Annotated in this window: 17 protein-coding genes; 12 read left to right on the top strand and 5 right to left on the bottom strand. The window is 67.3% G+C overall.

What is annotated here, in order from left to right; genetic code table 11:
* Nucleotide 1: 1 nt before the first annotated feature.
* On the bottom strand, nucleotides 2-556 hold the full coding sequence (locus tag DSM104440_RS17170; protein WP_171164792.1) for a hypothetical protein: 555 nt from the start codon (nucleotides 554-556) through the stop codon (nucleotides 2-4).
* Nucleotides 557-753: 197 nt separating this feature from the next.
* Here DSM104440_RS17170 and DSM104440_RS17165 point away from each other — a divergent pair, with 197 nt between their 5' ends.
* Nucleotides 754-1,407 (top strand): response regulator, encoded by a 654-nt coding sequence (locus DSM104440_RS17165; RefSeq protein ID WP_171164789.1) that lies wholly within the window; start codon nucleotides 754-756, stop codon nucleotides 1,405-1,407.
* 84 nt (nucleotides 1,408-1,491) lie between these two features.
* A complete protein-coding gene (locus tag DSM104440_RS17160; RefSeq protein WP_171164786.1) occupies nucleotides 1,492-6,321 on the top strand; it encodes an NHL domain-containing protein in 4,830 nt (1,609 codons plus the stop codon).
* A 15-nt stretch (nucleotides 6,322-6,336) separates the two neighbouring features.
* Here DSM104440_RS17160 and DSM104440_RS17155 read toward each other — a convergent pair whose 3' ends face one another.
* Nucleotides 6,337-9,780 (bottom strand): diguanylate cyclase, encoded by a 3,444-nt coding sequence (locus DSM104440_RS17155; RefSeq protein ID WP_171164784.1) that lies wholly within the window; start codon nucleotides 9,778-9,780, stop codon nucleotides 6,337-6,339.
* 69 nt (nucleotides 9,781-9,849) lie between these two features.
* Between DSM104440_RS17155 and DSM104440_RS17150 the strand changes: the two genes are divergently transcribed.
* The 7 genes from DSM104440_RS17150 to DSM104440_RS17120 all read left to right on the top strand — a co-directional run bounded on the left by DSM104440_RS17150 (nucleotide 9,850) and on the right by DSM104440_RS17120 (nucleotide 15,261).
* Nucleotides 9,850-10,089, top strand: coding sequence for an exodeoxyribonuclease VII small subunit (locus tag DSM104440_RS17150; RefSeq protein ID WP_171164782.1), 240 nt, complete (start codon nucleotides 9,850-9,852; stop codon nucleotides 10,087-10,089).
* Nucleotides 10,086-10,982, top strand: coding sequence for a polyprenyl synthetase family protein (locus DSM104440_RS17145; RefSeq protein ID WP_425509640.1), 897 nt, complete (start codon nucleotides 10,086-10,088; stop codon nucleotides 10,980-10,982). Before DSM104440_RS17150 ends, DSM104440_RS17145 begins: the two co-directional genes overlap by 4 nt.
* Nucleotides 10,983-11,253: 271 nt before the next feature.
* Complete coding sequence (dxs, locus tag DSM104440_RS17140; RefSeq protein ID WP_171164780.1) at nucleotides 11,254-13,149, top strand: 1-deoxy-D-xylulose-5-phosphate synthase; 1,896 nt, start codon at nucleotides 11,254-11,256, stop codon at nucleotides 13,147-13,149.
* 1 nt (nucleotide 13,150) lies between these two features.
* Nucleotides 13,151-13,642: a hypothetical protein gene (locus tag DSM104440_RS17135; protein ID WP_171164778.1), complete on the top strand. Its 492-nt coding sequence runs from the start codon at nucleotides 13,151-13,153 to the stop codon at nucleotides 13,640-13,642.
* Nucleotides 13,643-13,682: 40 nt separating this feature from the next.
* On the top strand, nucleotides 13,683-14,015 hold the full coding sequence (locus tag DSM104440_RS17130) for a hypothetical protein (protein WP_171164777.1): 333 nt from the start codon (nucleotides 13,683-13,685) through the stop codon (nucleotides 14,013-14,015).
* A 4-nt stretch (nucleotides 14,016-14,019) separates the two neighbouring features.
* Nucleotides 14,020-14,799, top strand: a complete 780-nt coding sequence (locus tag DSM104440_RS17125) for an SDR family NAD(P)-dependent oxidoreductase (RefSeq protein ID WP_171164774.1) — start codon at nucleotides 14,020-14,022, stop codon at nucleotides 14,797-14,799.
* Nucleotides 14,800-14,886: 87 nt separating this feature from the next.
* Nucleotides 14,887-15,261: a hypothetical protein gene (locus tag DSM104440_RS17120; RefSeq protein WP_171164772.1), complete on the top strand. Its 375-nt coding sequence runs from the start codon at nucleotides 14,887-14,889 to the stop codon at nucleotides 15,259-15,261.
* Between the two features lie 86 nt (nucleotides 15,262-15,347).
* Here DSM104440_RS17120 and DSM104440_RS17115 read toward each other — a convergent pair whose 3' ends face one another.
* Entirely contained in the window at nucleotides 15,348-17,444 is a 2,097-nt protein-coding gene (locus DSM104440_RS17115; RefSeq protein WP_171164770.1) for a 3-hydroxybutyrate oligomer hydrolase family protein, read from the bottom strand.
* A gap of 11 nt (nucleotides 17,445-17,455) precedes the next feature.
* The gene (locus DSM104440_RS17110; protein WP_171164768.1) at nucleotides 17,456-18,157 is read right to left on the bottom strand and encodes a glutathione binding-like protein; all 702 of its coding nucleotides are present in this window, start codon (nucleotides 18,155-18,157) and stop codon (nucleotides 17,456-17,458) included.
* Nucleotides 18,158-18,190: 33 nt separating this feature from the next.
* Here DSM104440_RS17110 and DSM104440_RS17105 point away from each other — a divergent pair, with 33 nt between their 5' ends.
* The 3 genes from DSM104440_RS17105 (at nucleotide 18,191) to DSM104440_RS17095 (ending at nucleotide 22,735) form a co-directional block, all read left to right on the top strand.
* Nucleotides 18,191-19,261 (top strand): patatin-like phospholipase family protein, encoded by a 1,071-nt coding sequence (locus tag DSM104440_RS17105; protein WP_171164766.1) that lies wholly within the window; start codon nucleotides 18,191-18,193, stop codon nucleotides 19,259-19,261.
* Between the two features lie 181 nt (nucleotides 19,262-19,442).
* Nucleotides 19,443-19,898 (top strand): type II secretion system protein, encoded by a 456-nt coding sequence (locus tag DSM104440_RS17100; protein WP_171164764.1) that lies wholly within the window; start codon nucleotides 19,443-19,445, stop codon nucleotides 19,896-19,898.
* On the top strand, nucleotides 19,895-22,735 hold the full coding sequence (locus DSM104440_RS17095; protein WP_171164762.1) for a putative bifunctional diguanylate cyclase/phosphodiesterase: 2,841 nt from the start codon (nucleotides 19,895-19,897) through the stop codon (nucleotides 22,733-22,735). The genes DSM104440_RS17100 and DSM104440_RS17095 overlap by 4 nt, the downstream gene beginning before the upstream one ends.
* 3 nt (nucleotides 22,736-22,738) lie before the next feature.
* Here the strand turns inward: DSM104440_RS17095 and DSM104440_RS17090 are convergent, their stop codons facing one another.
* Nucleotides 22,739-23,254 carry a hypothetical protein gene (locus tag DSM104440_RS17090; RefSeq protein ID WP_171164760.1) on the bottom strand — a complete coding sequence of 172 codons (516 nt, stop codon included), beginning with the start codon at nucleotides 23,252-23,254 and terminating at the stop codon, nucleotides 22,739-22,741.
* Nucleotides 23,255-23,269: the final 15 nt, after the last annotated feature.

Here is a 23,269-nt window from a genome sequence, read left to right as displayed (position 1 = left end):
CCTACTTGAGGAAATCGATGCGGCCCGGCTTGTCGGCCTGCTTCGGAGGGCAGGGGAATGTCTGCACGAGGCGGTTTTCCGGGCCGACCAGCACCTTCAGGACGTACGGCGGGTTCTCCCAACCGTACTTTTGCTGGGGGATGAACGCCGGATTGTGCTCGAAGCGCAGGTACGAGCGCGCCGGGATCGGTGTCTCGACGCCGGAGGGGAATCGCTTGTCGTTCTTGTCGGTCACGGGGCGCCCGCAGGCGACGACCTGCGGCGGCACGCCGGGGGGCACCGGGGCCTTGGCTTCGACGCGTGCCTCGAAGGCGATCAGCGCCTGGTCGCCCACGCGGCCCGGGTTGCATTCGGTGTTCTTGGGGTTGCAGCAGGATTCCTTGCCCGGCGCCACGGTCTCGCCGTAGAGCTTGGCGGGCTTGGGAACGTTGGTCGGCGCAACGACGGTGGCAAACACGGCGCGGTCCTTCAATCCGTTGTACACGCAGAACGCGTGAGCGTCCCCGGCGAATGCCGAAACGGCAAGGAGGGCGAGGGATGCGAGGATTCTTGTCATCGGGTGTTCCCGCGCTTCATCCCGCCGCTGGAATGCCCTCATCATAGGGGTGCGGGCTATGCACGTAAAATGGGGCCTAAGTCGCGCTTGCCTTCGGGCAAGCCGGGACCAAGGTCGTAGGACCGATGACAGGTTGTCTTCGAGGGGGCGCACGCGCGACGATGGCGAACCAAAAACGAAAGCCGGAAGGCAAGTCCATGACTGTCCTGATCGTCGACGACCATCCCCTGTTCCGCGAGGGCCTGAAGCAAGTCCTCCAGAACCTGGCGGAAGACACCGAGGTCCTCGCCGAGAGCGATGCGCAGGCGGGCCTCGCGGTCGCCAAGGCGCGCGACGACCTGGACCTCGTGCTGCTCGACCTCTCGATGCCGGGCATGGATGGCTTCACGGCCGTCGAGCGATTCGGTCGGGAAGCACCCGGTGTTCCCGTGGTGATCGTCTCGGGGCACGAGGAAGCTGCCGAAGTGCGCCGCGCGCTTTCCTGCGGCGCCCTGGGCTACATCCCGAAATCCACACCCCCCAATACGCTGATCGATGCGCTGCGCCTCGTGCTGGGCGGCGGCATCTACGTCCCGCCCGTGCTGCTGCACGCCGTGCAGGATCCGGATCCCGAAGCCGTCGAGGCGCAAGCCGAGAGCGGCGAGAAGCTCGCGCCGGAGAACCTCACCGGCCGCCAGATCGATGTGCTGGGCCTGCTCGCGCAGGGCCTCAGCAACAAACTCATTGCTCGCGACCTGGACCTCTCGGAAAAGACGGTCAAGGCGCATGTGACCGCAGTCTTCCGCGCCTTGGGCGTGGTGAATCGAACACAAGCCGCGCTCGAAGCGCGCCGCCTGGGCCTCCTCAAGTAACGCCAGGCAGAAGCAGCACAGCAGCACGGATGAACCAGGGATAAGGGCTACCCCGCCGCAGGTTCGCGGCACGGAGGTGGTTCGATGCGCACGTCCAATTTGTTCCGCACGCTTGCGAGCGTGCTCCTCGTCGTGGCCCTGCCGGCCGCGGCCCAGCGGATCACGACCTATGCCGGCGGCGGCGTGGGCGAGCAATCGCCCGCGCTCAACGCCTTGCTGATCGGGCCGAGCCACCTCGCGGTCGACCGCTTCGACAACCTCCACGTCACCGATCGCGAAGGCAACCGCGTCCTGAAGATCACGCCCTCGGGCGTCATCTCGACGGTCATGGGAACGGGCTTCCCGGGCCGCCTGGTGTCGTACAACGCCGCGACGCAGAAGGTTTCCAGCCCCAGCGGCATCGTGTTCCGTCCCACGCCGTTCAACTTCGATCCGGCGGTGGACGAGCTCGTGTTCGCCGATACCGGCAACCACTGGATCGTGGCCATCGACACGGTGACGGCCACCGAGACCGTCCCGTACACGGAGATGGGTACGAGCTTCCAGGGCTACTGCTGCGACAACTTCAACGTCTTCGCGGATTTCGACACGCCGCAGGGCCTCGCGGTCGATGCGGTGGGCAACGTCTATATCGCCGATACCAACAACCACATCGTCCGGCGCAGCAACTGGCACAACTACATGACGCCGCCGACGATCGATCGGATCGCGGGCCTTCCGCAGCAAGCAGGTTCGACCGGCGACGGCGCCGCGGCGCTCGATGCGAAGCTCCAGCATCCGCTCGCGGTCGCGATCGACGCCGCGGGCGACCTCTACATCGCCGAGTCGCATCGCATCCGCAAGGTGAACATGGCCACCGGCATCATCACGACGCTCGTGGGCACCACGGTGGCCGGCTTTACCGCCGACGGCGTGATCAGCGGGTCGTTCCAGATCAGCGCGCCCACCGACCTCAAGTTCGGCCCCGACGGAAATCTCTACTTCGTCGATTCGGGCAACTATCGCGTGCGTCGCATCGTGGGCGGCAATGTGCAGACCGTCGCGGGCACGGGCGCAACCAGCGACTCCGGCGACGGATTTGCCGCGACCGGCGCGGGCCTCGCCGGCCCGCGCGGCATCGTCTTCAACGCCGCCGGCGACCTGTTCGTCACGATGCACGACTCGGGAAAGATCCGCCGCATCGCCGCAGGGACCGGCATCATCACCACGTACGCGGGTGGCGCCGTGCTCCAGCCCAACGGCGGATCCTTCGCCGGCGAGGGCGGACGCCCGTCAGGCATCGCCCTGAACTCGCCGGCCGGCGCGACGCCGATGACCGATGGCAGCGTGTACCTCGCGGATTCGTCCAACCATCGCGTGCGGCTTGCGACTGCGGACAATGGCGTCACGACGACCATCGCGGGCAACGGCACGCCAGGCTCCACGGGCGACGGAGGACTTGCGACCGCCGCCACGCTGAATACGCCGGTGAGTGTGGCCGTCGATGCGGCGGGCAATCGCTACATCGCCGACGCCAACAACGCCCGCGTGAGGAAGATCGACACCAGCGGGATCATCACCAACTTCGCCGGCGGCGGCGCGAGTTTCCCTGGCAACGGTGGGCCGGCCACGAGCGCGCAGCTGACGGGGCCGTCGTGGGTCGTCGTGCACGGCAGCGACGTCTTCATCGCCGACGGGCCGGGCAATCGCATCGTCCAGGTGACCGCGGGCGTGCTCACGACGGTGGCGGGCACGGGCACGCCGGGCAGCACCGGCGACGGCGGCCCTGCGTCTGCCGCGACGCTCGACTTCCCCGCATCCTTCGTGTTCGACGCCTCGGACAACATGTTCATCGTCGAGGCGCTGGGTAACCGCGTCCGGAGGGTGACACCGGGCGGCACGATCTCCACCGTCGCGGGTATCGGCTCGGCCGGCTTCTCGGGCGATGGCGGACCGGCGACCTCCGCCGAGCTCGATTTGCCGATGGGCATCGCGGTCGACACCGTCGGCGCGCTCTACATCAGCGACGGCAACAACCATCGCATCCGCAAGGTCCTGCCCAACGGCACCATCAAGACGATGGCCGGCAACGGCAATCCGGGCTTTGCCGGCGACGGCGGCGATTCACCCGGCGCGCAGTTGAACCAGCCGAGCTTCATCACGCGCGATGCGAATGGCCGGCTCTATGTCGCGGACACCGACAACCATCGCGTGCGGCGCATCGCCCCGCGCGTTCCGTTTGCGCCCACGATCGGCACGGTCACGCCCGCCTCGGGCTCGATCAGCGTCGCGTTCACGCCGCCCGCCGATGACGGCAACGCGCCCGTGCTCGAGTACGGCGCCGAGTGCAATGGGCCCGTCAACGGGGGCAACGCGGGCAGCGCTTCGCCGATCGTCGTCTCCGGCCTGACGAACGGCGCCAGCTACACCTGCTTCGTCTACGCCCGCAATTCGGTGGACTGGGGTGAGTCCTCGGCAACGTCCGCAGCCGTCACGGTTGGTGTCGCGCCCGCGATCACGAGCAGCGCGCCGCCCGCGACCGCCCCGCCCAACGTCGCGTATTCGCATACCTACACCGCGACCGGCGCCCCCGCGCCCACGTTCTCGGTCACCGCGGGAGCGTTGCCGACGGGACTCAACTTGTCGGCTGCGGGCGTGATCTCCGGCACGCCGACCGTCGGGGGCACTTTCACGGGCACGGTCACCGCGACCAACGGCCTTCCGCCCGACGCCACGCAGAACTTCAGCATCCAGGTCACCGACACGACGCCGCCCGACACGACGATCACGCTGGCACCCTCCGCGTTCTCGAACACGGCGGCACCCAGCTTCACGTTCACCGGGACGGATCCGGAATCGGGCGTGGCGTCCTTCCAGTGCAAGCTCGATGCCGGCGCGTTCGCCGCTTGCACGTCGCCCCAGGCCTACTCCGGCCTCGCCGCCGGGTCGCACACGTTCCAGGTGCGCGCGATCGACAACGCCACCAACGCGGACGCCTCGCCTGCGTCCCACACGTGGACGATCGACCTCACGGCGCCGGAGACGACGATCACCGCGACGCCGCCCACGCTCACCAACGGCACGGGCGCGTCGTTCACGTTCAGCGGCACCGACGCGGGCTCGGGGGTTGCGAGCTTCGAGTGCAACCTCGATGCCGACCCGTTCGCCGCGTGCACTTCGCCGAAGACTTACGTTGGACTCGCCGCGGGTTCACGCACGTTCCGCGTTCGCGCGATCGATGCCGCCGGCAACACGGACGCGACACCGGCCACCTTCACATGGACCATCGATGTCCTCGAGCCCACGCTCGCGATCACGTCGAAGCCCCCGATCTCGATCGCCAACCAGGGCGAGTACATCGTCGGCGGAACGTGTTCGGAGGCGGGACGCACGGTCAACGTGCAGATCGGCTCGGTCGCCGCGAGCGGTATCTGCACGGGCAGCGCATTCACGACCACCGGAGTCGATGTCTCGCCGCTGCCGCAAGGCGCGGTCAGCCTCACGGCCACCCTCACCGACGCCGCGGGCAACACGAAGAGCGTGACCGACGGCACGACGAAGGACACGGTGTCGGCCGCGCTCACCATCGGCGTGCTCGATGCGATCAACAATGCCAACAAGGCGGCCTACGCCTTCGCGGGTACCTGCGAGACCGGAGGCGGGCCCGTGTCGTTCAGCTTCACGGCGACGGCGGTGGTGAGCGGCACCGCGCCCTGCGTCACGGCGGGCTATTCGAAGACGAGCCTCAACCTCGCGTCGCTCGCCGAGGGCAACGTGCAGGTGTCGGTGAGCCAGACCGACAGCAACGGCAATCCCGGGACTACGCAGGGTTCGACGCTGAAGGACACCGTGAACCCGCAGGTGACGATCGATACGTTCGGGGCGATCGTCGGGCCGACGTTCACGGGGCTGTTCGTGCGCGGTACCTGTTCGGAGAACGGGCGCAACGTGGCGGTCGCGGTCGGCAGCATCCTGGCGAGCGCGCCTTGCGGCACGCCCGCGCCCGGGCTGTTCCACACGGCCGCGATGGACGTGACCCCGGTTCCGGACGGTCCGGTTTCCGTGAGCGCGACGCACCTCGATGCCGCGGGCAACACCGCGATCGCGTTGTTCGCGACGAGCAAGAACTCGAGCCCGGCGGCCATTCCGCGCATGGCGAACATCTCGACGCGCGGGCAGGTGCTCACCGGGGCGGACGTGATGATCGCGGGCTTCATCATTGGCGGCACGACGCCAAAGACTGTCATCGTGACCGTCGCCGGGCCTTCGCTGGTGAATGCGGGAATCACGAACGCGCTGGCCAATCCGACGCTCACGCTGGTGCGGTCCTCCGATGGCGCGGTGATCGGCAACAACGACAACTGGCAGGACGCGGCGAACGCCGCCGCGATCCAGGCGGCGGGCTTCGCGCCGGCGCATCCGAACGAACCCGCGGTCATGATGACGCTCGCGCCCGGCGCGTACACCGCGATCGTGCAGGGCGCCGGAGGGCGCACGGGCGTGGGCCTCGTCGGTGTCTACGAAGTCGACCATCCCGAAGTCCCGCTCATCAACATCTCGACGCGCGGGCAGGTGCTCACCGGCAACGACGTGATGATCGCGGGCTTCATCATCCAGGGCACCAACACGCAGCCGCTGGTGGTCACCGTGGCGGGACCTTCGCTCGTGAACGCGGGCATCGCCAATCCGCTCATGAACCCGACGCTCATCATCGTGCGCGCATCCGACGGGGCCGTGATCGCGACCAACGACGACTGGCAGACGCAGACCAATCCGCTCGATGTCGGATTCATCCAGTCGGCGGGCTTCGCGCCCGCGCACCCGCAGGAACCCGCGGTCTTCCTCAACCTTCCACCGGGCGCTTACACGGCAATCGTGGTGGGAGCGGGAGGCGGGACGGGCGTGGGATTGGTGGGGGTGTACAAGGCGTTCTGACGCCGCGAGGCGGACTTACTTCGCCTCGCGCAGGAGCTGGGCCATCAGCGCGCGCATGCGCGCGGCCTTCACCGGCTTGTGCAGCAGGGGCAGTCCGCTCTCGCGGGCTTCCTTGAGGCGATCGGGCCCCGTGTCGCCGGTGATGAGCGCGGCGGGGATCTCCTCGTTGAACTCCGCGCGGATGTCGCCGATCACCTCGATGCCGCTCTCGCCGTTGCGCAACCGGTAGTCGCACAGCACGAGGTCGGGCTTGCGCGCGGCGGTGGCGAGCTTGCCGAGGATCATCGCGCCCGAATCGGCGAAGGCGACTTCGCAGCCCCAGGCCGTGAGGAGGATCGACATCGCGTCGAGCACCGCGGGCTCGTCGTCGACCACGACGATGAAGCGCCCCTGGAAGGGCTCGACGGCGCGCGGCTCGTCATCGACCTCCATCGGCTCGGCGTCCTCGGCGCGCCCGATCGGAACCCGCACGCGAAAGCACGACCCGCGACCGGGCACCGAGCGCACTTCCACGGGAAGCCCGAGCAGGATCGACAGGCGTTCGACGATCGCGAGCCCGAGGCCCAGGCCCTTGCGGCGATCGCGCTCGGGGTTGCCGAGCTGCACGAACTCGCGGAAGACCTCGCGCTGCTTGTCCTGCGGAATCCCCGGCCCGGTATCCCACACCTCGATGCGCAGGTGATCGCCGCCGCTGATGCGCGCGCCCACGAGGATGCGCCCGGTCGAGGTGTAGCGCACCGCGTTCGAGACGAAGTTGCCGACGATCTCCTCGAGCAGCACGGAATCGGTCCGCACGAACGCCGGGCACTCGCGCACGGTGAGCGTGACGCCCTTGGCCGCGGCCTGCGACGTGTACTCGGTGCGCATGCGGTCGAGCAGGCGCTTCACCGCGAAGGTTCGCTCGCGAGGCTCCACCACGCCCGCATCGAGGCGCGAGATGTCGAGCAGCGCGTTGAAGAGTCCTTCCATGGCGTTGAACGATTCGCCGATGTTCTCCACGAGCTTGCGTTCGCGGTCCGCGAGCCGCCCCTGGCGCAGCGCCTGCAGGAAGAGACCCAGCGCGTGCATCGGCTGGCGCAGGTCATGGCTCGCGGCGGCAAGGAAGCGGCTCTTGGCGACGTTCGCACCCTCGGCGGCTTCCTTCTGCGTGCGCAGCTCCGCGACCAGGGAGACGTTCTGGAACCGCAGGCGCATCGACTCGATGAACGCGCGGTTCAGGTTCCACGCGAAGCGCGTGATGATCGGCAGGTAGATCACGAGCAGCACGCCGCTCACGATCCGCGTGGCGTCGGTCTTCGTGATGAACATGATCGCGGTGGGCAGCACCGCGGGATAGAAGAATGCGTAGAAGGGCGGCAGGTACGTGGCGGAGGCGAAGGCCACGCTCGAGCCCACGATCGCGGCCGTGACCGCGACGAGGATCTGGTAGTCGATCGAGTCGGGCGTGTGCAGCAGGAGCGTTCCCATGCCCCAGAGCAGGCCACTCGAGAGCGCGCCGAAGGTCGCGTACTGGCCCCAGCGCTTGGCGTTCGCACCCGCGGGCTTCTTCTTGTCGTAGGCGCGATGCAGGGCGGCGAGGGCAAATGAGAGCACGCCCATCGCGGCGAGCCACGGCCCCCAGATGCGCACCGGAATGAGGTCGCGCACCACGACGCAAAGGAGCGCCGCGACGAGCAGGCTTCCGAGGTAGGCGATCGGCAGGTTCGAGTAGCTGCCGCGCACCTGCTCGGCGAGGATCAGCTCGCGGCGCGGGTCGCGCGTGGTGATCGTGGGCGATTCAGCCTTCGTATTGGCGGCCGCGCGCTCCGTGGGCGTGCGCACCGGTGCGGCGATCACGCGATTGCGCCCGGCTTCCTTCGCGGCGTACAGGCGCGCATCGGCTTCGCCCAGCAGCCGCTCGTGGTTGGTGAAGCCCTGTGAATCCGTGACGCCGATGCTCACCGTGACCTTGAGCCACGGATGGATCACGACCCAGTCGTGGGCCTCGACCGCCTGCCGGATGCGCTCGCAGATGCGGCGCGCGCCATCGAGATCGAGTTCGCCGAAGACGATCGCGAATTCCTCGCCGCCGAAGCGCGCGACGAGGTCGGTATCGCGCGTGTTCGCGCGCAGCAGCCGCGCGATCTCCTTCAGTGTCTGGTCGCCGGCGCCGTGCGAGTAGGAATCGTTGATGCGCTTGAAGTGATCGATGTCGATGAGCGCCACGCACAGCGGCCCGCCGGTGCGCTGCGTGATCGTGAAGGTTTCCGCGAGCTCCTCGTCGAGGTGGCGGCGGTTCGCGATGCCGGTGAGGGCGTCTTCGCGGTTCTGTCGCTCGAGCTGCGAGAGGAGCTCGTTCTTCTCAGCGGCGGCGGCCTGCAGGCGGTCGTAGGCCTCGGTGAGTTCCGCGCTCTTCTGCCGATGCAGTTGCGCTTCGCGCTGCGCCTGGTCGAGGCGCAGCTTCACTTCCATGCCGCGCATCCGGCGCTGCGAATCGGCGTTCACGAGGCTGCGCTCGATCTCGTGGTAGGCCTCGAAGTGCTGCAGCGCTTCGTCGTTCTTGCCCTGCGCCTTGAGCGCCTGCGCGAGCGCCTGGTGGGCTTCGGCCGTCTCGGCGCGATTGCCGGTCTTGCTCGCGAGTGCGAGCGCCTCTCGCAGCGCGGTTTCCGCCTCGGCGTGGCGGCCGCCGGCGAGGCGGTGCTTGCCAAGGCCCAGCAACCCGGCGAGCTCGGCGCGCGAGAACGACATGCGCCGACCCAGCATGACGGAGTCTTCGTACGCGCGCTCGGCCTCGACGGGACGACCCACGAGGTCGTAGGTGATGCCGAGGTTCGAAAGGGCCGCGGCCTCGAGGGCCACGTGCTGCAACTTGCGCGCGCGGCGCAGCGCGTCTTCGAGCGCGGCGAGGCTTTCGGGATACTTGCCGATGTTCTTGAGGTTGATGCCCAGGTTGTTGAGCGTCTTGGCGCTCGACTCGTTGTCGCCCTTGCGCTCGGTGATCGCGAGGCTTTCGCGGTAGTACTCGATGCCGCGCTCGGGGTCGCCGGCCTTGGAGGCGGTCACGCCGATGGTGCGAAGCGTGATCGCGCGGCCATCGTCCTCGCCGCGCTCTTCGTAGATCTTCAGGGCCTCGAGGTAGAACTCGAGCGCCAGGGTGTAGTCGCCCAGGTGGTCGTAGGTAAAGCCGATCGAGCGCTTGGCCTTGGCGACCTGCTCGAGGTCTCCGAGGACGGTGAACAGCCGCACGCTCTCGGTGAAATGCGCGAGGGCCTCGTCGTAGCTGGAGAGCAGCTCGCAGGCTTCGCCCAGGGCGAGGCGGGCGAGGGCCTCGGAGGGCGCGTGACCCGCGGCGTGGGCTTCGTCGAGCGCGCGCGCGGCGAGCTCGCGCGCCATCTTCGCGTCGGTAGAGAGCTTCGCGCGGGACTGCTCGAGGAGCGCTTCGGCGCTCTCGCTGGAGGCGGGCGCGCGTACGGTATCCATGGCGGCGATTGTCGCGCATTTGACCCGGGTCGCGCGTTTTGTGGATCATGCTGGTTTGGCTGTCCGCAAATGACCCCACCCACCGCACCCCCCGCATCCGACCTCACCTTCGAGAAGGCCCTCGAGGAACTCGAGACTTTGGTCGCAAGGATGGAAGACGGCAAGCTCCCGCTGGAGGAATCGCTCGCCGCCTACCAGCGGGGCGCGGAGCTCATCAAGTTCTGCGAAGCGAAGCTCGGTGCCGCCCAGGCGCGCATCGCGATCCTCGACGGCGAAACCCTGCGCGACCTCGATCCCGGGAAACCGTGAGCGGCCCCACCTTCGACGACTGGGCACGCGACATCGCGGCACGCACGGAGGAGGCCCTGGGCGAGCTCCTGCCCACCGCGCGCGTCGCACCCGGGCGGCTCCACGATGCGATGCGCTACTCGGTCCTCGGAGGCGGCAAGCGCGTGCGCCCGATGCTCGCGTACGCGGCCGGCCTCGTCTCCGACGCCGATCCCCAGCGCCTGCGCGTGGCCGCGGCCGCGGTCGAGATGATCCACGCCTATTCGCTCATCCACGACGACCTGCCGTGCATGGACGACGACGTGCTGCGCCGCGGCAAGCCCACGACGCATGTCGAATTCGACGAAGCCACGGCGCTGCTCGCGGGTGATGCGCTGCAGAGCCTCGCCTTCCAGCTGCTCGCCGAATACCGCCTCGCCGACGATCCTTCGGCGCAGCTGCACATGATCCAGGTCTTCGCGGTGGCCTGTGGCTCGCGCGGCATGGCCGGCGGCCAGGCGATCGACCTCGAGAACGTGGGCAAGGCGCTGACCCTTCCCGAGCTGGAGTTCATGCACATCCTGAAGACCGGTGCGCTCATCCGCGCGTCCGTCCTGCTGGGCGCGCATTGCGGCAAGGTCCCCGACAGCGCGCAGATGGAACGGCTCGATCGCTACGCCAAGTGCGTGGGCCTCGCCTTCCAGGTGGTCGACGACATCCTCGACGACGAGGGCGACACGGCCACGCTCGGCAAGACCGCGGGCAAGGACCGCGACGCGAACAAGCCCACCTACACGAGCCTCCTCGGGCTGCCCGGCGCGAAGAAGTTTGCCGACGAATTGCTCGCGGATGCGCACGAGGCCCTGTCGACCTTCGGCGAGCAGGCCCGGCGCCTGCACGAGCTCGCGGATTTCATCGTCAAGCGCGACCGCTAGCGGTCGGACTGAAGTAGAAGTAGAGGGGTCAGACCCCTCTACTTGCGGAAAAGCCCAATGCAGAAGGAATCCGCAGATAAACGCAGATAAACGCAGATAAAAGACTTGGCAGAACAAGGGGCGGACCTGCGCTGACTCGGCCACCTCACCGGCCACTCCCTTGATGTTTATCCGCGTTTATCTGCGTTTATCTGCGGATGCTTTCTGCTTTAGTGGGTTGCCCTAGGTTTGCCCTGATTTGGGGCAAAATGGCGCTTAAAATCACCTAACCATGGCTTCGTACCCCCTGCTCGACACGATCGGCGATCCCGCGGACCTGCGCCGCCTGGATCGCAAGTTCCTTCCGCAACTCGCGGAAGAGCTGCGGCGTTTCATCGTCGAGTCGGTCGCATCCACCGGCGGGCATTTCTCCTCGAATCTGGGCACGGTCGAGCTCACGATCGCGCTGCACTACGTCTTCAACACTCCGGAGGACCGGATCGTGTGGGACGTAGGCCACCAGACCTACGGACACAAGATCCTCACGGGCCGGCGCGCGGGCATGGCGAAGCTGCGCCAGAAGGGTGGCCTCGCCGGTTTCCCGCGGCGCGAGGAAAGCCCCTACGACACCTTCGGCACCGCGCATTCCTCGACGTCGATCTCGGCCGCGATCGGCATGGCCGTGGCGGCGCGCGCGAAGGGTGAAGACCGCCGCGCGATCGCCGTGATCGGCGACGGCGCGATGACCGCGGGGATGGCTTTCGAAGCGCTCAACAACGTGAAGCACTCGGGTGCGAACGTGATCGTGGTCCTCAACGACAACGACATGTCGATCTCCGAGAACGTCGGCGCGCTCAACAACTACCTCGCGCGCCTCATGTCGGGCCGCTTCTACGCCGCGACCAAGAAGACCGCGGAGAAGATGCTCTCGGTCGCCCCGCCGATGAAGGAGCTCGCCAAGCGCATCGAGGAGCACGCGAAGGGCATGCTCACGCCCTCGACGCTCTTCGAGGAGTTCGGCCTCAACTACACGGGCCCGATCGACGGGCACAACCTCGAGGTCCTGATCGAGACGCTGGGCAACGTGGCGCGCCTCGACGGCCCGCAGTTCCTGCACGTCGTCACGAAGAAGGGCCAGGGCTACAAGCTCGCCGAGGAAGATCCCATCACGTACCACGGCCCGGGCAAGTTCGATCCCACCGTGGGCCTGGTGAAGGCGAAGCCCGCGCCCGAAGCGAAGCCCAAGCCCACCTACACGCAGGTGTTCGGCGAGTGGCTGTGCGACATGGCGCGCCTCGACAAGCGCCTCATCGCGGTCACTCCGGCGATGCGCGAAGGCTCTGGTCTGGTGAAGTTCTCGCAGGATTTCCCCGACCGCTATTTCGACGTGGGCATCGCCGAGCAGCACGCGGTGACGTTTGCCGCGGGCATGGCCGCCGAGGGCATCAAGCCCGTGGTCGCCATCTATTCGACGTTCCTGCAGCGCGCCTACGACCAGTTGATCCACGACGTCGCGATCCAGAACCTCCCGGTCGTGTTCGCGCTCGATCGCGGCGGCCTCGTCGGCGCCGACGGCCCGACGCACCATGGGGCCTACGACCTCGCCTACCTGCGCTGCATTCCGAACCTGGTCGTGATGGCGCCGACCGACGAGAACGAGTGCCGCCAGATGCTCTACACGGGCTTCACGCACGACGGTCCGTCGGCGATCCGCTATCCGCGCGGCACGGGTCCGGGCGCAGAGGTGCTCAAATCGATGCAGGCGTTGCCCATCGGCCGCGGCTCGATCGTGCGCGAAGGCAAGCGCGTGGCGATCCTCGCCTTCGGAAGCCTCCTCAAGCCCGCGCTCGATGCGGCGGCGGAGCTCGGTGCCACGGTCGCCAACATGCGCTTCGTGAAGCCCATCGACGAGGAGCTCGTCGCGAAGCTCGCGTCCAGCCACGAGTTGCTCGTGACGGTCGAGGAGGGCTGCGTCATGGGGGGCGCCGGTTCGGCGGTTCTCGAGGCGCTGCATGCCGGCGGATTCAGCGTGCCTGTCATCCAATTGGGCCTGCCGGACGTTTTCGTCGAGCATGGCGATCCGCAGCAATTGCTCGCCGATTGCGGGCTCGATCGCGACGGCATCCTCAAATCAATCCGCGAGCACCTTTCGCGCACCTCGGGGCGACGCCCCGGAATGGCCGCCTGACATGAAGATCGTGCAAACCCTGTTCGCCGTGGCGCTGCTCGCTTCCGGCGCGAATGCGATGGCGCAGAAGGCCTGTTCCGCGGGTGACGAAGCCAATGCCTCCAAGGCGATCGACCGCATCGTGTCGTGGGCCGTGCTCAACGCCACGTGGAAGACCTACGGCCATTGCGACAAGGGCGCGGTCGACGACCAGTTCACCGAGGCCGTGATGCGCATGATGGTGGACTGGAAAGACGCCAAGCAGCTCGCCGAGGCGATGAAGAAGGACAGCGAGTACAGCGCGTTCATCTTCAAGCACATCAAGAGTCCCGCGGCGAAGGACGACCTCGACGACGTCCACTCGCGCGCGCGCACGGTCTGCCCCAAGGGCTACGAGGATTGGTGCAAGACCATCGCGGATGCGGCCGTGCCGCCGCGCGAGCCGCCCCCCGCCGCGCCGCCCGCGGAGCTCAAGTCTTTACCCCCTGTGACGGCCCCGCCCGAGAAGAAATAAATCGGTAAAATCGCGGGTTCATTTTTTGGAGATCCACACCATGAATCGCATTGCCCTCGCTGCCGTCCTGCTGCTCGGCGCCACCGTTGTTTCCGCCCAGGCCCCCGCCCCCGCTGCGGCCGCGTCCACCGTCGCGCCGCACACCTGCGGCAAGGCGCCGCAATGGCCCGGCAAGGAAAGCAGCAACAAGGAACGCCTCGCCTTCGAACGTGAGTTCAAAACCTGGGGCGATTGCGCGCGCGCCTACATGGACAAGAACAAGGCCGTGATCGCCGAGCACCAGAAGGCGGTCAACGTTGTCGTTGACGAGTACAACTCCGTCATCGACAAGGTCAAGGAAACGCGCGACGCCGAGAACAAGACCGCGAAATAACCCCGTGAGACTCGAAGGCAAGGCGGCGCTGGTCACCGGTGCCGCGCAGGGCATAGGCCTTGCCTGTGCCCAGGCCTTCGCGCGCGAAGGCGCGCGCGTCCTGCTTTCCGATGTCGATGCCGCGCGCGCCGAGAGCGAAGCCGCGGCGCTGCGCAAGCAGGGCTTCACGGCGAAATCCTTCGCGTGCGATGTCGCGAAGAAGGATCAGGTCGTGGCGATGGTCGCCGCCGCCGTCGAAGCCTTCGGGCGCCTCGACATCCTGGTGGCCAACGCCGGCATCGTGCACGCGTGCGAATTCCTCGATCTCGAGGAAAAAGACTTCGACCGCGTGCTCGCGGTGAACCTGAAGGGCATGTTCCTCGCCGGCCAGGCCGCGGCCCGCCAGATGGTGAAGCAAGGCGGCGGCGGTTCGATCGTGAACATGTCGAGCGTGAACGCCGTGATGGCGATCCCGAACCAGGTTCCGTATGTCGTCTCGAAGGGCGCGATCAACCAGCTCACGAAGGTGATGGCGCTCGCACTCGCGCCGCACCGCATTCGCGTCAATGGCATCGGCCCCGGCACCATCCTCACCGAACTCGCGAAGGGCGCGGTGCTCGGCAACCCGGAAGCGGAGCGCAAGATCCTCTCGCGCACGCCGATGGGCCGCCTGGGAGAGCCTTCGGAAGTCGCGGCACTCGCGCTCTTCCTCGCTTCCGACGAAGCGTCCTACCTCACCGGCCAGACCATCTATCCCGATGGTGGACGCCTCGCGTTGAACTACACGATGCCCCTGTCATCTTGAGCCCCCCCTGTCATCTTGAGCCCCCCCTGTCATCCTGAGGGCTTCCGCAGGAGCCCGAAGGACCTGCTTTTCTATCGAAAGGTTTTCATGAACCGCATCCTCGTCGCGCTCTTCATCACCGCCTCCACCACCGCCTTCGCGCAAGCACCCGCCGCACCCGCTGCCGCCGAAGCGCTCAAGCCCAACTGTGGAGCGAAGCCCGAGTGGCCCGGCCGTCTCGCGTCCGCGGGCCAGAGCAAGCTATTCGACACGCAGTTCAAGGCCTACGATGCGTGCTTCAGGGCCTACATCGAAGAGCGCCACACCGCGGTTCGCGCGGCGCAAGCCGCGGCCAAGGCGAACACCGAGGCGGCCAATGCCGCGGTCGCTGAGTACAACGTCTACGTGCAGATGATCCGCACCGAGCAGGGCGTCGAGAAGGAGAAGGCCCCCGAGAGGGCCGGTGAGAAGACCATCAAGTGACCGGAAGCGTCGCTATCCGGTCATCCTGAGTGACGCGAAGGATCTGCTTCGCACCCCGTCATCCTGAGCGACGCGAAGGATCTGCTTCAGTCCGGGACGGTCAGCGTCCCGCTCAAATAAATAATCTGATCCGCGAGCGGCGGCGCCGTCGCGATCGGCGGCACGTTGGCGGCCGTGATCGCGGGCGCTGCACCCGGCGTGCCACCGCGCGGCGTTGTCCGCACGACCTGCGAGGGCGGAATCGCGGTTCCGTTCTTCAGGTTGTTCCAGACGATGTCCATCGCCTGGTTGAAGTAGCGATGCAACGGAACGAGCCGCGTGTCGTATCCCGCCAGCAACGCATTGCCCAGGAACCCATCGAAGTGCTGCGCGTTCGTCACCTCGTAGTAGGCGAGGCGCGGTTCGGCGTCGTTCGCGCGGTGCATCGCGTAGTACGGCCGCGATGAGTGATTCACCGGGATCAGCGTATCCGAGCGGCCGTGCACGATCACCGCGGGCTTGCCGCGCAGGATGCCCGTTCGCTTGGTCGCATCGATGCCGGCGCGCGTGGCGATCGCCTGCGTGCCCGTGCCCGTGAAGAGGTCGCGCAGGCACGTGGCGCCGTCGATGTTGAAATCCGCCGCCCCCGTCGAGGGCGAGACGGACGCGGCGTCGACCGCGACACCCCCCACCGAATTGTTGTTGAGGATGTTGATGCCGCTCGTGGGTGGCACGCCGTTGCCGGTGCCGAAGAGCTGCGCGGCAGCGTTTGCTGCGAGCGGAGCCGGCGTACCGGCGGCGGGCGTCCCGCCGAAGCTGTAGCCGCACAGATTGTCGCGATAGCTCGCGCGCGAGTACGCGTTCGCGTACGTGAGCGTGACCGACAACGTCGCGAGCGCGTAGTGCGTGGCGTGGAACAGCGTGGACTCCGGTTCCCATCCCGCGGCGAACAGTTTCGCGAGCGCGTCGTTGCTTTGCTCGGCGAGCGTCGCACCGGTGACGAGGCCCTTCGCCGCGAGTGCCGCGCAGCGATTGGTCGCGATCGCGGCCGGAACGAAGGCGAGGCCGGGCGAGGACGCGGCAGCGGCGGAATACGCCGCGCACGGCTGGTACAGGTCGGCGATCGTGAAGTAGTCGTAGAGCGGCTTGCCGGCCGCGGCGACGGGAGTCGTGCCGCGCCGGATCGTGATCGACGTCGGCAGGTTCATCTGGACCTGGGGCTCGGCCACCGCGACGCCGTCGATCCATCCGCTGTCGTCGAGCTCGGCTGCAGCGAGCGCAGCGCCGCCGCCGTTGGAGACGCTCGAAGCGATGACGATGGTGTTGCCCTTCGTGATCGTGGCGTAGATGTTGCCGTTGGTCGGCGTTCCGTACTTCTGGTTGAGCACGTAGAACGCGAACTCGATCGCCTGCAGCGTATCGCGCCCCCACGTGGACTCCGGATTGCGCTGCGAATGCGCGTGCTTGTAGGCCCAGCGATTCGGGTTCGTCGCGAGGAAGCCCGTGCGCTCGGCGTCGGTTCCGGGTGCGGTGAAGTTCGACTGGTCGGGCGAAGCCACCGTCGCGCGCACGCCACGCTGGCTGTAGACCGCGTTGGCCGCGAGGTCATGGGCGCCATTGCCCGTGCCCTTGTCGGTGTATGCGACCGCGCAGCCGCGCTTGAGTCCCCATTCGCCGGCGGTGGCGATCGCGCCATACACGCCGCGCGAGCCGCTTGAAGACGCGGTGATGATGCAAGGCTGGCCCACGTTGAACGTGCTCGGAATCTGCACGACCATCGTCACGTTCGAGCCCGAGCCGTCGTCGGCGTAGGCGATGTGCTCCTCGCCGGCGATGCGCCCTTCGCTCGTCGTCACCACGCCCGCGGCGTCGACGTTCGGGCCATACAACGTGCCGTAGCCGCCGTTCGCGGTGATGTCGATGAGCGCGCGGTAGTTGTTGTAGATCGCCGAGCGGCGCAGCTCCGCGGCGGTGGGGTTGGCGCCATCCACGAAGGTGGGCGCCGCACCGGCAAGACCGGTCTTGCCCAGGCCCGCGGTGAGAAGGTCGTCTGACACGCCGTCGTACGCCGTGCGCGTGATCGCACCCTTCACGAAGCCGGGAACGGATTCCGGAGTGCCCAGCGGGAGTTCGGTCGTGGAGCCGCCGCCGCCGCAGCCCGCGGCAGCGAGCGCGATCAAGCCAAGGGAAATTTTCGCTTTCATGGTCTCTCGATTCACTTGATGACGCTGCGGTCCTGGCCGAAGAGGATCTTGCGTTCCGCGTCCGAGGGAGGTCCCTTCGGAGCGGGATTCACTTCCTTGGCCTTCGCATACGCGCGCTGGGTGGCAGGGCGCGACTTGATGGCCGCATGCCAGCGCTTGAGGTTGGGGAATTCGTCGATGTCCTGTCCCTGGCGATCCGGGACGATCCATGGGTATGCCGCCATGTCCGCGATCGTGTAGCCCTTGCCGAGGATGAATTCGCGGCCCTTGAGGCGCTTGTCGAGCACGCCGTAGAGCCGGTTCGTTTCCTTCACGTACCGGTCGATCGCGTAGGGGATCTTCTCCGGCGCGTAGTGCGCAAAGTGGTGGTTCTGCCCGAGCATCGGTCCGAGGCCGCCCATCTGCCACATGAGCCACTCGAGCGCCTCGACCTGGCCGCGCAGATCCTTCGGGAGGAACTGTCCGGTCTTGCCCGCGAGGTAGAGCAGGATCGCGCCCGATTCGAAGACCGGGATCGCCTTGCCGCCGTCGACCGGATTGTGGTCGACGATCGCGGGCATCTTGTTGTTGGGGGAGATCTTCAGGAAGTCGGCCTGGAACTGGTCGCCCTTGCCGATGTTGACCGGGATGATGCGGTAGGGCATCGCCGCTTCCTCCAGGAACATCGTGATCTTGTGGCCATTCGGGGTGGTCCAGTAGTACAGGTCGATCATGGAAGTGCCTCCTTCGCGCATTATAGTTGCCCCATGACCTCCCCACTCACGTTGCGCGCGGGAAAGCGCGCGCTCGAACGCATTCGCACCCACGGACTCGATGCCGCCGACATCGCCGTGATTCCCGGAGCGGCCGGCGGACCCAAGGGACTCGGGATCGCGGGGCTCGACCGTGCAATCTTTTCCGAATGGCTCCCCGCCAAGCCGCGCACGCGCCATCTCGTCGGTTCGTCGATCGGCGCATGGCGATTCGCCGCGGCCTGTTGCCGCGATCCCGCGCCGGTGCTCGCCGCGCTCGCGCGCGGGTACTCGGAGCAACGCTATCCGCCCAAGCCCTCCGCGCGTTTCGTTTCGGATTCCGCGCGCGCGTTGCTGCGCGAGCTCTTCGAAGGACGCGAACAGGAAATCCTCGACAGTCCCGGTTATCGATTGCACATCCTCGCGGTGCGCGGTCGAGGTCTCCTCAAGCGCGATTCGCGGTTCGCGACGCCATTCGGTTTTGGTGTCGCGGCAATGGCGAACATGCTCGGCCGCCGGCACCTCTCGCACTTCATCGAGCGAACACTCTTTCACGATCCGCGCGAACGCCCGCCCTTCATCACCGATGAGCGGTTCGACGCATTCCACACGCATACAGTGCCGTTGGTACGCGGCAATCTCGCCGAGGCACTGATCGCCTCCGCGTCGATTCCGATCGTGCTCGAAGGCGTGGCGGGAATTCCCGATGCGCCGCAGGGCACGTATTGGGATGGCGGCATCATCGACTACCACCTGCACCTCCCGTATCACCGCAGCGAGGGGCTGGTGCTCTATCCGCATTTCACCGATCGCATCATTCCGGGGTGGCTCGACAAGCCGATGCCGTGGCGCCGTGCGCGCGGCGAGTGGCTCGACAACGTCGTGCTGGTCGCGCCCTCGCGCGAGTACCTGGCCACGCTGCCGATGGGCAAGCTCCCCGATCGCGGCGACTTCAAGCGTTTTGCGCACGATTACGAGGCACGGCTCAAGTACTGGCGCTTCGCCATCGGGGAGAGCGAACGGCTGGCCGAGGCCTTCCTTTCGTTCGCCAGGCGGCCTGATCCGGGCCTCCTGCTACACCTGTAATTGGTATGACGGTAGTTAACTGCGCGTTTCGTTGATTTGAGGTATTGCGCGGGCCGTTTCGCTGGTCGAACATGGTGGCGAATAACAACGGGGCTGTAGCCACCCATCCGGCAGCGACAGATCCCCTCAGGGAAACGGCGCGCACGTGAATGCGGCAAGCACAAGCAAGGGCCCACAGGGCATGCGGAGCCGCTCCGGCTTTTCCACGCTGGAGCTGTTGATCGCACTGGCCATCGTCGCCGTCCTCGTGTCGGTGGCGCTGCCGGCCTTCGAAAAACAGAAGGAGAAGGTCCGCGTGGCAACCGCAGTCGCCGATATCGGCGGCATGTCCGTGGCGATCAAGCTCTTCGAACAGGACGCGGGTTATCTCCCGGCGTCGCTGGGCGACGTGGGCTTCGCGAGCAAGCTCGACCCCTGGGGCCGGCCCTATGAGTACCTGGACTACTCGTCGGGCAAGGGCAACGGCAAGCCGCGCAAGGACAAGAAGCTCAAGCCGCTCAATTCCGATTTCGATCTCTACAGCGTGGGCAAGGACGGCCAGTCGCAGGCGCCGCTCAACGCGAAGGCGAGCCGCGATGACATCGTGAGAGCGCGCGACGGGGGATTCATCGGGCTGGCTTCCGACTTCGACCCGTGATCGCCGCCCTTCGCCGGTTCGTCTCGCGACGAGTGGGGCGGCGCCTGTTCCTGTTGTTCATCGTCTCGGCATTCCTGCCGCTCGCCGCGCTCGCGGCGCTGTCGTTCATGCAGCTACGCGACATGCTGCTGCAGCAGGGCGAGCAACGGCTCGCGGCAACGGCGAAGGGCTATGCGATGACGCTCTTCGAGCGGCTGCTGCTCGCCTCCGATGTCGCGGCGGCCGCCGCCGGGCGCGGTGCCGGGCCGCCGGCCACCGGCTCCCTCGCGCGGCTCAGCCTGCACTCGCTTGCCCGGGTGGAGCCCGATGGCCGCGTCGTCGCCGTATTCGGCAATCCGCCCCTCGAGCCGCTGGCGCCGGCCGTGCGCGAGCGCATCGAGGAGGGCAAGTCGGTAGTCACCGTGAAGCCGGCCACCGGCGGCGCGCGCGTCACGATCACCGTTCCCACGACGCGCGGCGGCGAGGGCGCGGCCGTGGCCGAGATCCTTCCGGAGTACCTGTGGCAGCCGGAACTCTTTCCGACGGAGACCGACTTCTGCGTACTCGAAGAAAAGTCGCGCGTCATGTTGTTCTGCTCCACGAAGATCCCCGACGACGTGCTCGCGGCGACGGTTCCCGCGCCGTCGGAGGTGCCCTCCGCATTGCTTGCGACGCGCTGGTTGCGCGACGGCGAGCCCCAGCGCTCCATCGCGTGGACCCAGTTCCTGCGTTATGCCTTCGAAACACCCGACTGGGTGGTCGTCGCGAGCCAGCCCGAAAGTTTCCAGCTCGCGCGCCTGCTCGAGTACCAGCACATCTACGTTCCCGTGGTCCTCCTCGCCCTTCTCATCGTGGGCTGGCTCACGATCCGCCAGGCTCGCAGCATCGTGGGACCCGTGGTGCAGCTCGCCGCGCGCGCGCGCGGAATCTCGCGCAACGATTTCGAGAGCCGCGTCGAGATGGACCGCCAGGACGAATTCGGCGAGCTCGCGTCGGCGTTCAACCAGATGTCCTCGCAGCTGGGCCGGCAGTTCGCGGCCCTGACCGCGCTCTCGGAGATCGACCGCCTCATTCTTTCCACGCCGGACACCGCGCAGGTCGTGCGCACCGTGCTCGAGCGCATGCGTGCGGTCGTGCCTGCCCACTTCATTGGCGTGACGCTTTTCGATCACGACGCGCCGGGGCACGCGCACTCCTACTTCAGCGAGACGAATTCCACGGAAGGCCTCGCCTACGCGCGCGCCACGCTGCGCACCGAGGACTACGAGTTGCTCGGACGCAATCCCGACGGCGCCTGGGTCGCGCTTGTGCCCGGCTCGCGCGGCATTCTCGGCGTGCTCGCCGAGCGCGGCCTCAAGGTCGCCTACATCCAGCCCATCGTCTGGCGCGATGTTCCATGCGGGGCGCTCGCGCTGGGCTATCGCGACGAGACCTCCGGCGGCGACGAAGAGCGGCGCCAGGCGCGCGACTTCGCAGATCGCGTGGCGGTCGCGGTTTCGTCCGCGTGGCGCGATGAGCAGCTCTACCAGCAAGCGCACTTCGATCCGCTCACGGGCCTGCCCAATCGACTGCTGCTCAAGGACCGCCTCACGCAGGAGATCGCGCGCGGCCAGCGCGAGCAGCGCCGCTTCGCGTTGCTGTTCATCGACATCGACCGCTTCAAGAACGTGAACGACACGCTCGGCCACACGGCCGGCGACGCAGTGCTCGCCGAGGCCGGGCGGCGCATCCAGGGATGCGTGCGCGACAGCGACACGGTCGCGCGCCTGGGCGGTGACGAGTTCACCGTCATCCTCACCAACGTCCACGATCCGCAGGACGCTGGCCACGTGGCCGAGGAAATCGTCGCCATGCTCTCGGAGTCCTTCGAGATCGACGGCCAGAGCACGTTCCTCAGCGCGAGCGTGGGCATCGTCGCCTACCCCGAGGACGGCACGACGGCCGAGGACCTGTTGCGCAACGCCGACACGGCGATGTATCGCGCGAAGGCCGCGGGGCGCGCGACGGTGGTGTTTTTCGAGGAAACGATGAACGCGGAAGCGGTCTCGCGCCTGATGCTCGATCGCGACCTGCGCCAGGCCATCACGAAGGGCGAGATCGCGATGCACTACCAGCCGCTGCTCGACCTGCGCACCGGCGTGGTGTGCGGCGCGGAAGCGCTCATGCGCTGGAACCATCCCGAGCACGGCCCCATTCCCCCGGCGCGCTTCGTGCCGGTCGCCGAAGAATCCGGATTCATCGATGAGTTGGGGCGGTTTGCGCTGGACGAGGCGTGCGCGCGAATGAAGGCCTGGCGCGCCGAAGGACTGCCGGTCAAGCGCGTGTCGGTCAACGTTTCGCCGCGCCAGTTGCGCAAGGTGGGCATCGTCGCGCTCGTGCAGCAAGCCGCCGATGGCGCCGGGATCCCGCACGAGTGCCTCGAGATAGAAATCACCGAGGGCTTGCTGATCGAGCATGCGGACAGCGTCGAGGGACTGCTGCGGGGGCTTTCAGCTTCGGGCGTGAAGATCGCGCTCGACGACTTCGGAACGGGCTTCTCGTCGCTCGCCTACCTCAACCGCTTCCCGATCGACACGATCAAGATCGACCGCGTGTTCATCGACGGCCTGGGCTACAAGCGCGATTCGGAAGCGATCGTCGTTGCGATCATCGCGATGTCGCACGCACTCGGAAAATCCGTGACGGCCGAGGGCGTGGAGAGCGCGGCGCAGCTCGAGATGCTCACGGAGTTCGGCTGCGACAGTATCCAGGGCTACTTCGTCGGCCGGCCGATGCCCGCCGCGGAGTTCGTGGCCTTCGTGCGCAACCGCGCGCCGGAAAAGGCGACGGCCCCGATTCTCCCGTTCCTCAGCCGCTGAGACTCAGTGTTTCCCTGCGTTCCACTCGGCCTGCAGGGTGGCCTGCAGCCCGGGCGCCCAATCGCCATACCGCAAGTAGCGCGCGGGCGAATCGGGGTCGAACGTGCCGGCCTCCTTGTTGACCTCGTCGAGGTCCACGTCGCGCGGGCCCTTCCAGTTGGCCCAGATGCCGCGATCGCGCCTGAGCTCGATGCCGGGCCATTGCAGATCGAGGTTGCCGGTGATCTCGACGACCTCGTCGAGGGCCGGGTCGCGCGTCGTCACGGTGATCGCGACGTCCCCTTCCCACTGGTGGTGGGTGAGCACGAGGGGATGCAGCCGCGCGAAATCCTCGAGCGTGGGCGGTGTCGGCGAAAGATAGTCCAGGTCCACGATGACGACGTTAGCCGACTCGGGCTCCACGTCGATCACATACGCCGCGCCGAAGAGTTCCTTCGCGGATGATTCGTTCGCGGGAAGCCGGGCCACCAGGCAATCGCCCTTCGCATAGCCGGGCTTGAGCGCGGGTCGCTTCTTCATGTCTTCCCGCGCGTC

The organism is Usitatibacter palustris (genome assembly GCF_013003985.1).
Taxonomy (GTDB): domain Bacteria; phylum Pseudomonadota; class Gammaproteobacteria; order Burkholderiales; family Usitatibacteraceae; genus Usitatibacter; species Usitatibacter palustris.
Note: the sequence above shows the minus strand (reverse complement) of the source record. Positions and strands in the feature narration are given on the sequence as shown.

Coding starts and splice junctions, on each gene's coding strand:
- DSM104440_RS17170 (WP_171164792.1), bottom strand. CDS start 556: ATGACAAGAATCCTCGCATCCCTCGCCCTCCTTGCCGTTTCGGCATTC.
- DSM104440_RS17165 (WP_171164789.1), top strand. CDS start 754: ATGACTGTCCTGATCGTCGACGACCATCCCCTGTTCCGCGAGGGCCTG.
- DSM104440_RS17160 (WP_171164786.1), top strand. CDS start 1,492: ATGCGCACGTCCAATTTGTTCCGCACGCTTGCGAGCGTGCTCCTCGTC.
- DSM104440_RS17155 (WP_171164784.1), bottom strand. CDS start 9,780: ATGGATACCGTACGCGCGCCCGCCTCCAGCGAGAGCGCCGAAGCGCTC.
- DSM104440_RS17150 (WP_171164782.1), top strand. CDS start 9,850: ATGACCCCACCCACCGCACCCCCCGCATCCGACCTCACCTTCGAGAAG.
- dxs (WP_171164780.1), top strand. CDS start 11,254: ATGGCTTCGTACCCCCTGCTCGACACGATCGGCGATCCCGCGGACCTG.
- DSM104440_RS17135 (WP_171164778.1), top strand. CDS start 13,151: ATGAAGATCGTGCAAACCCTGTTCGCCGTGGCGCTGCTCGCTTCCGGC.
- DSM104440_RS17130 (WP_171164777.1), top strand. CDS start 13,683: ATGAATCGCATTGCCCTCGCTGCCGTCCTGCTGCTCGGCGCCACCGTT.
- DSM104440_RS17120 (WP_171164772.1), top strand. CDS start 14,887: ATGAACCGCATCCTCGTCGCGCTCTTCATCACCGCCTCCACCACCGCC.
- DSM104440_RS17115 (WP_171164770.1), bottom strand. CDS start 17,444: ATGAAAGCGAAAATTTCCCTTGGCTTGATCGCGCTCGCTGCCGCGGGC.
- DSM104440_RS17110 (WP_171164768.1), bottom strand. CDS start 18,157: ATGATCGACCTGTACTACTGGACCACCCCGAATGGCCACAAGATCACG.
- DSM104440_RS17105 (WP_171164766.1), top strand. CDS start 18,191: ATGACCTCCCCACTCACGTTGCGCGCGGGAAAGCGCGCGCTCGAACGC.
- DSM104440_RS17100 (WP_171164764.1), top strand. CDS start 19,443: ATGCGGAGCCGCTCCGGCTTTTCCACGCTGGAGCTGTTGATCGCACTG.
- DSM104440_RS17090 (WP_171164760.1), bottom strand. CDS start 23,254: ATGAAGAAGCGACCCGCGCTCAAGCCCGGCTATGCGAAGGGCGATTGC.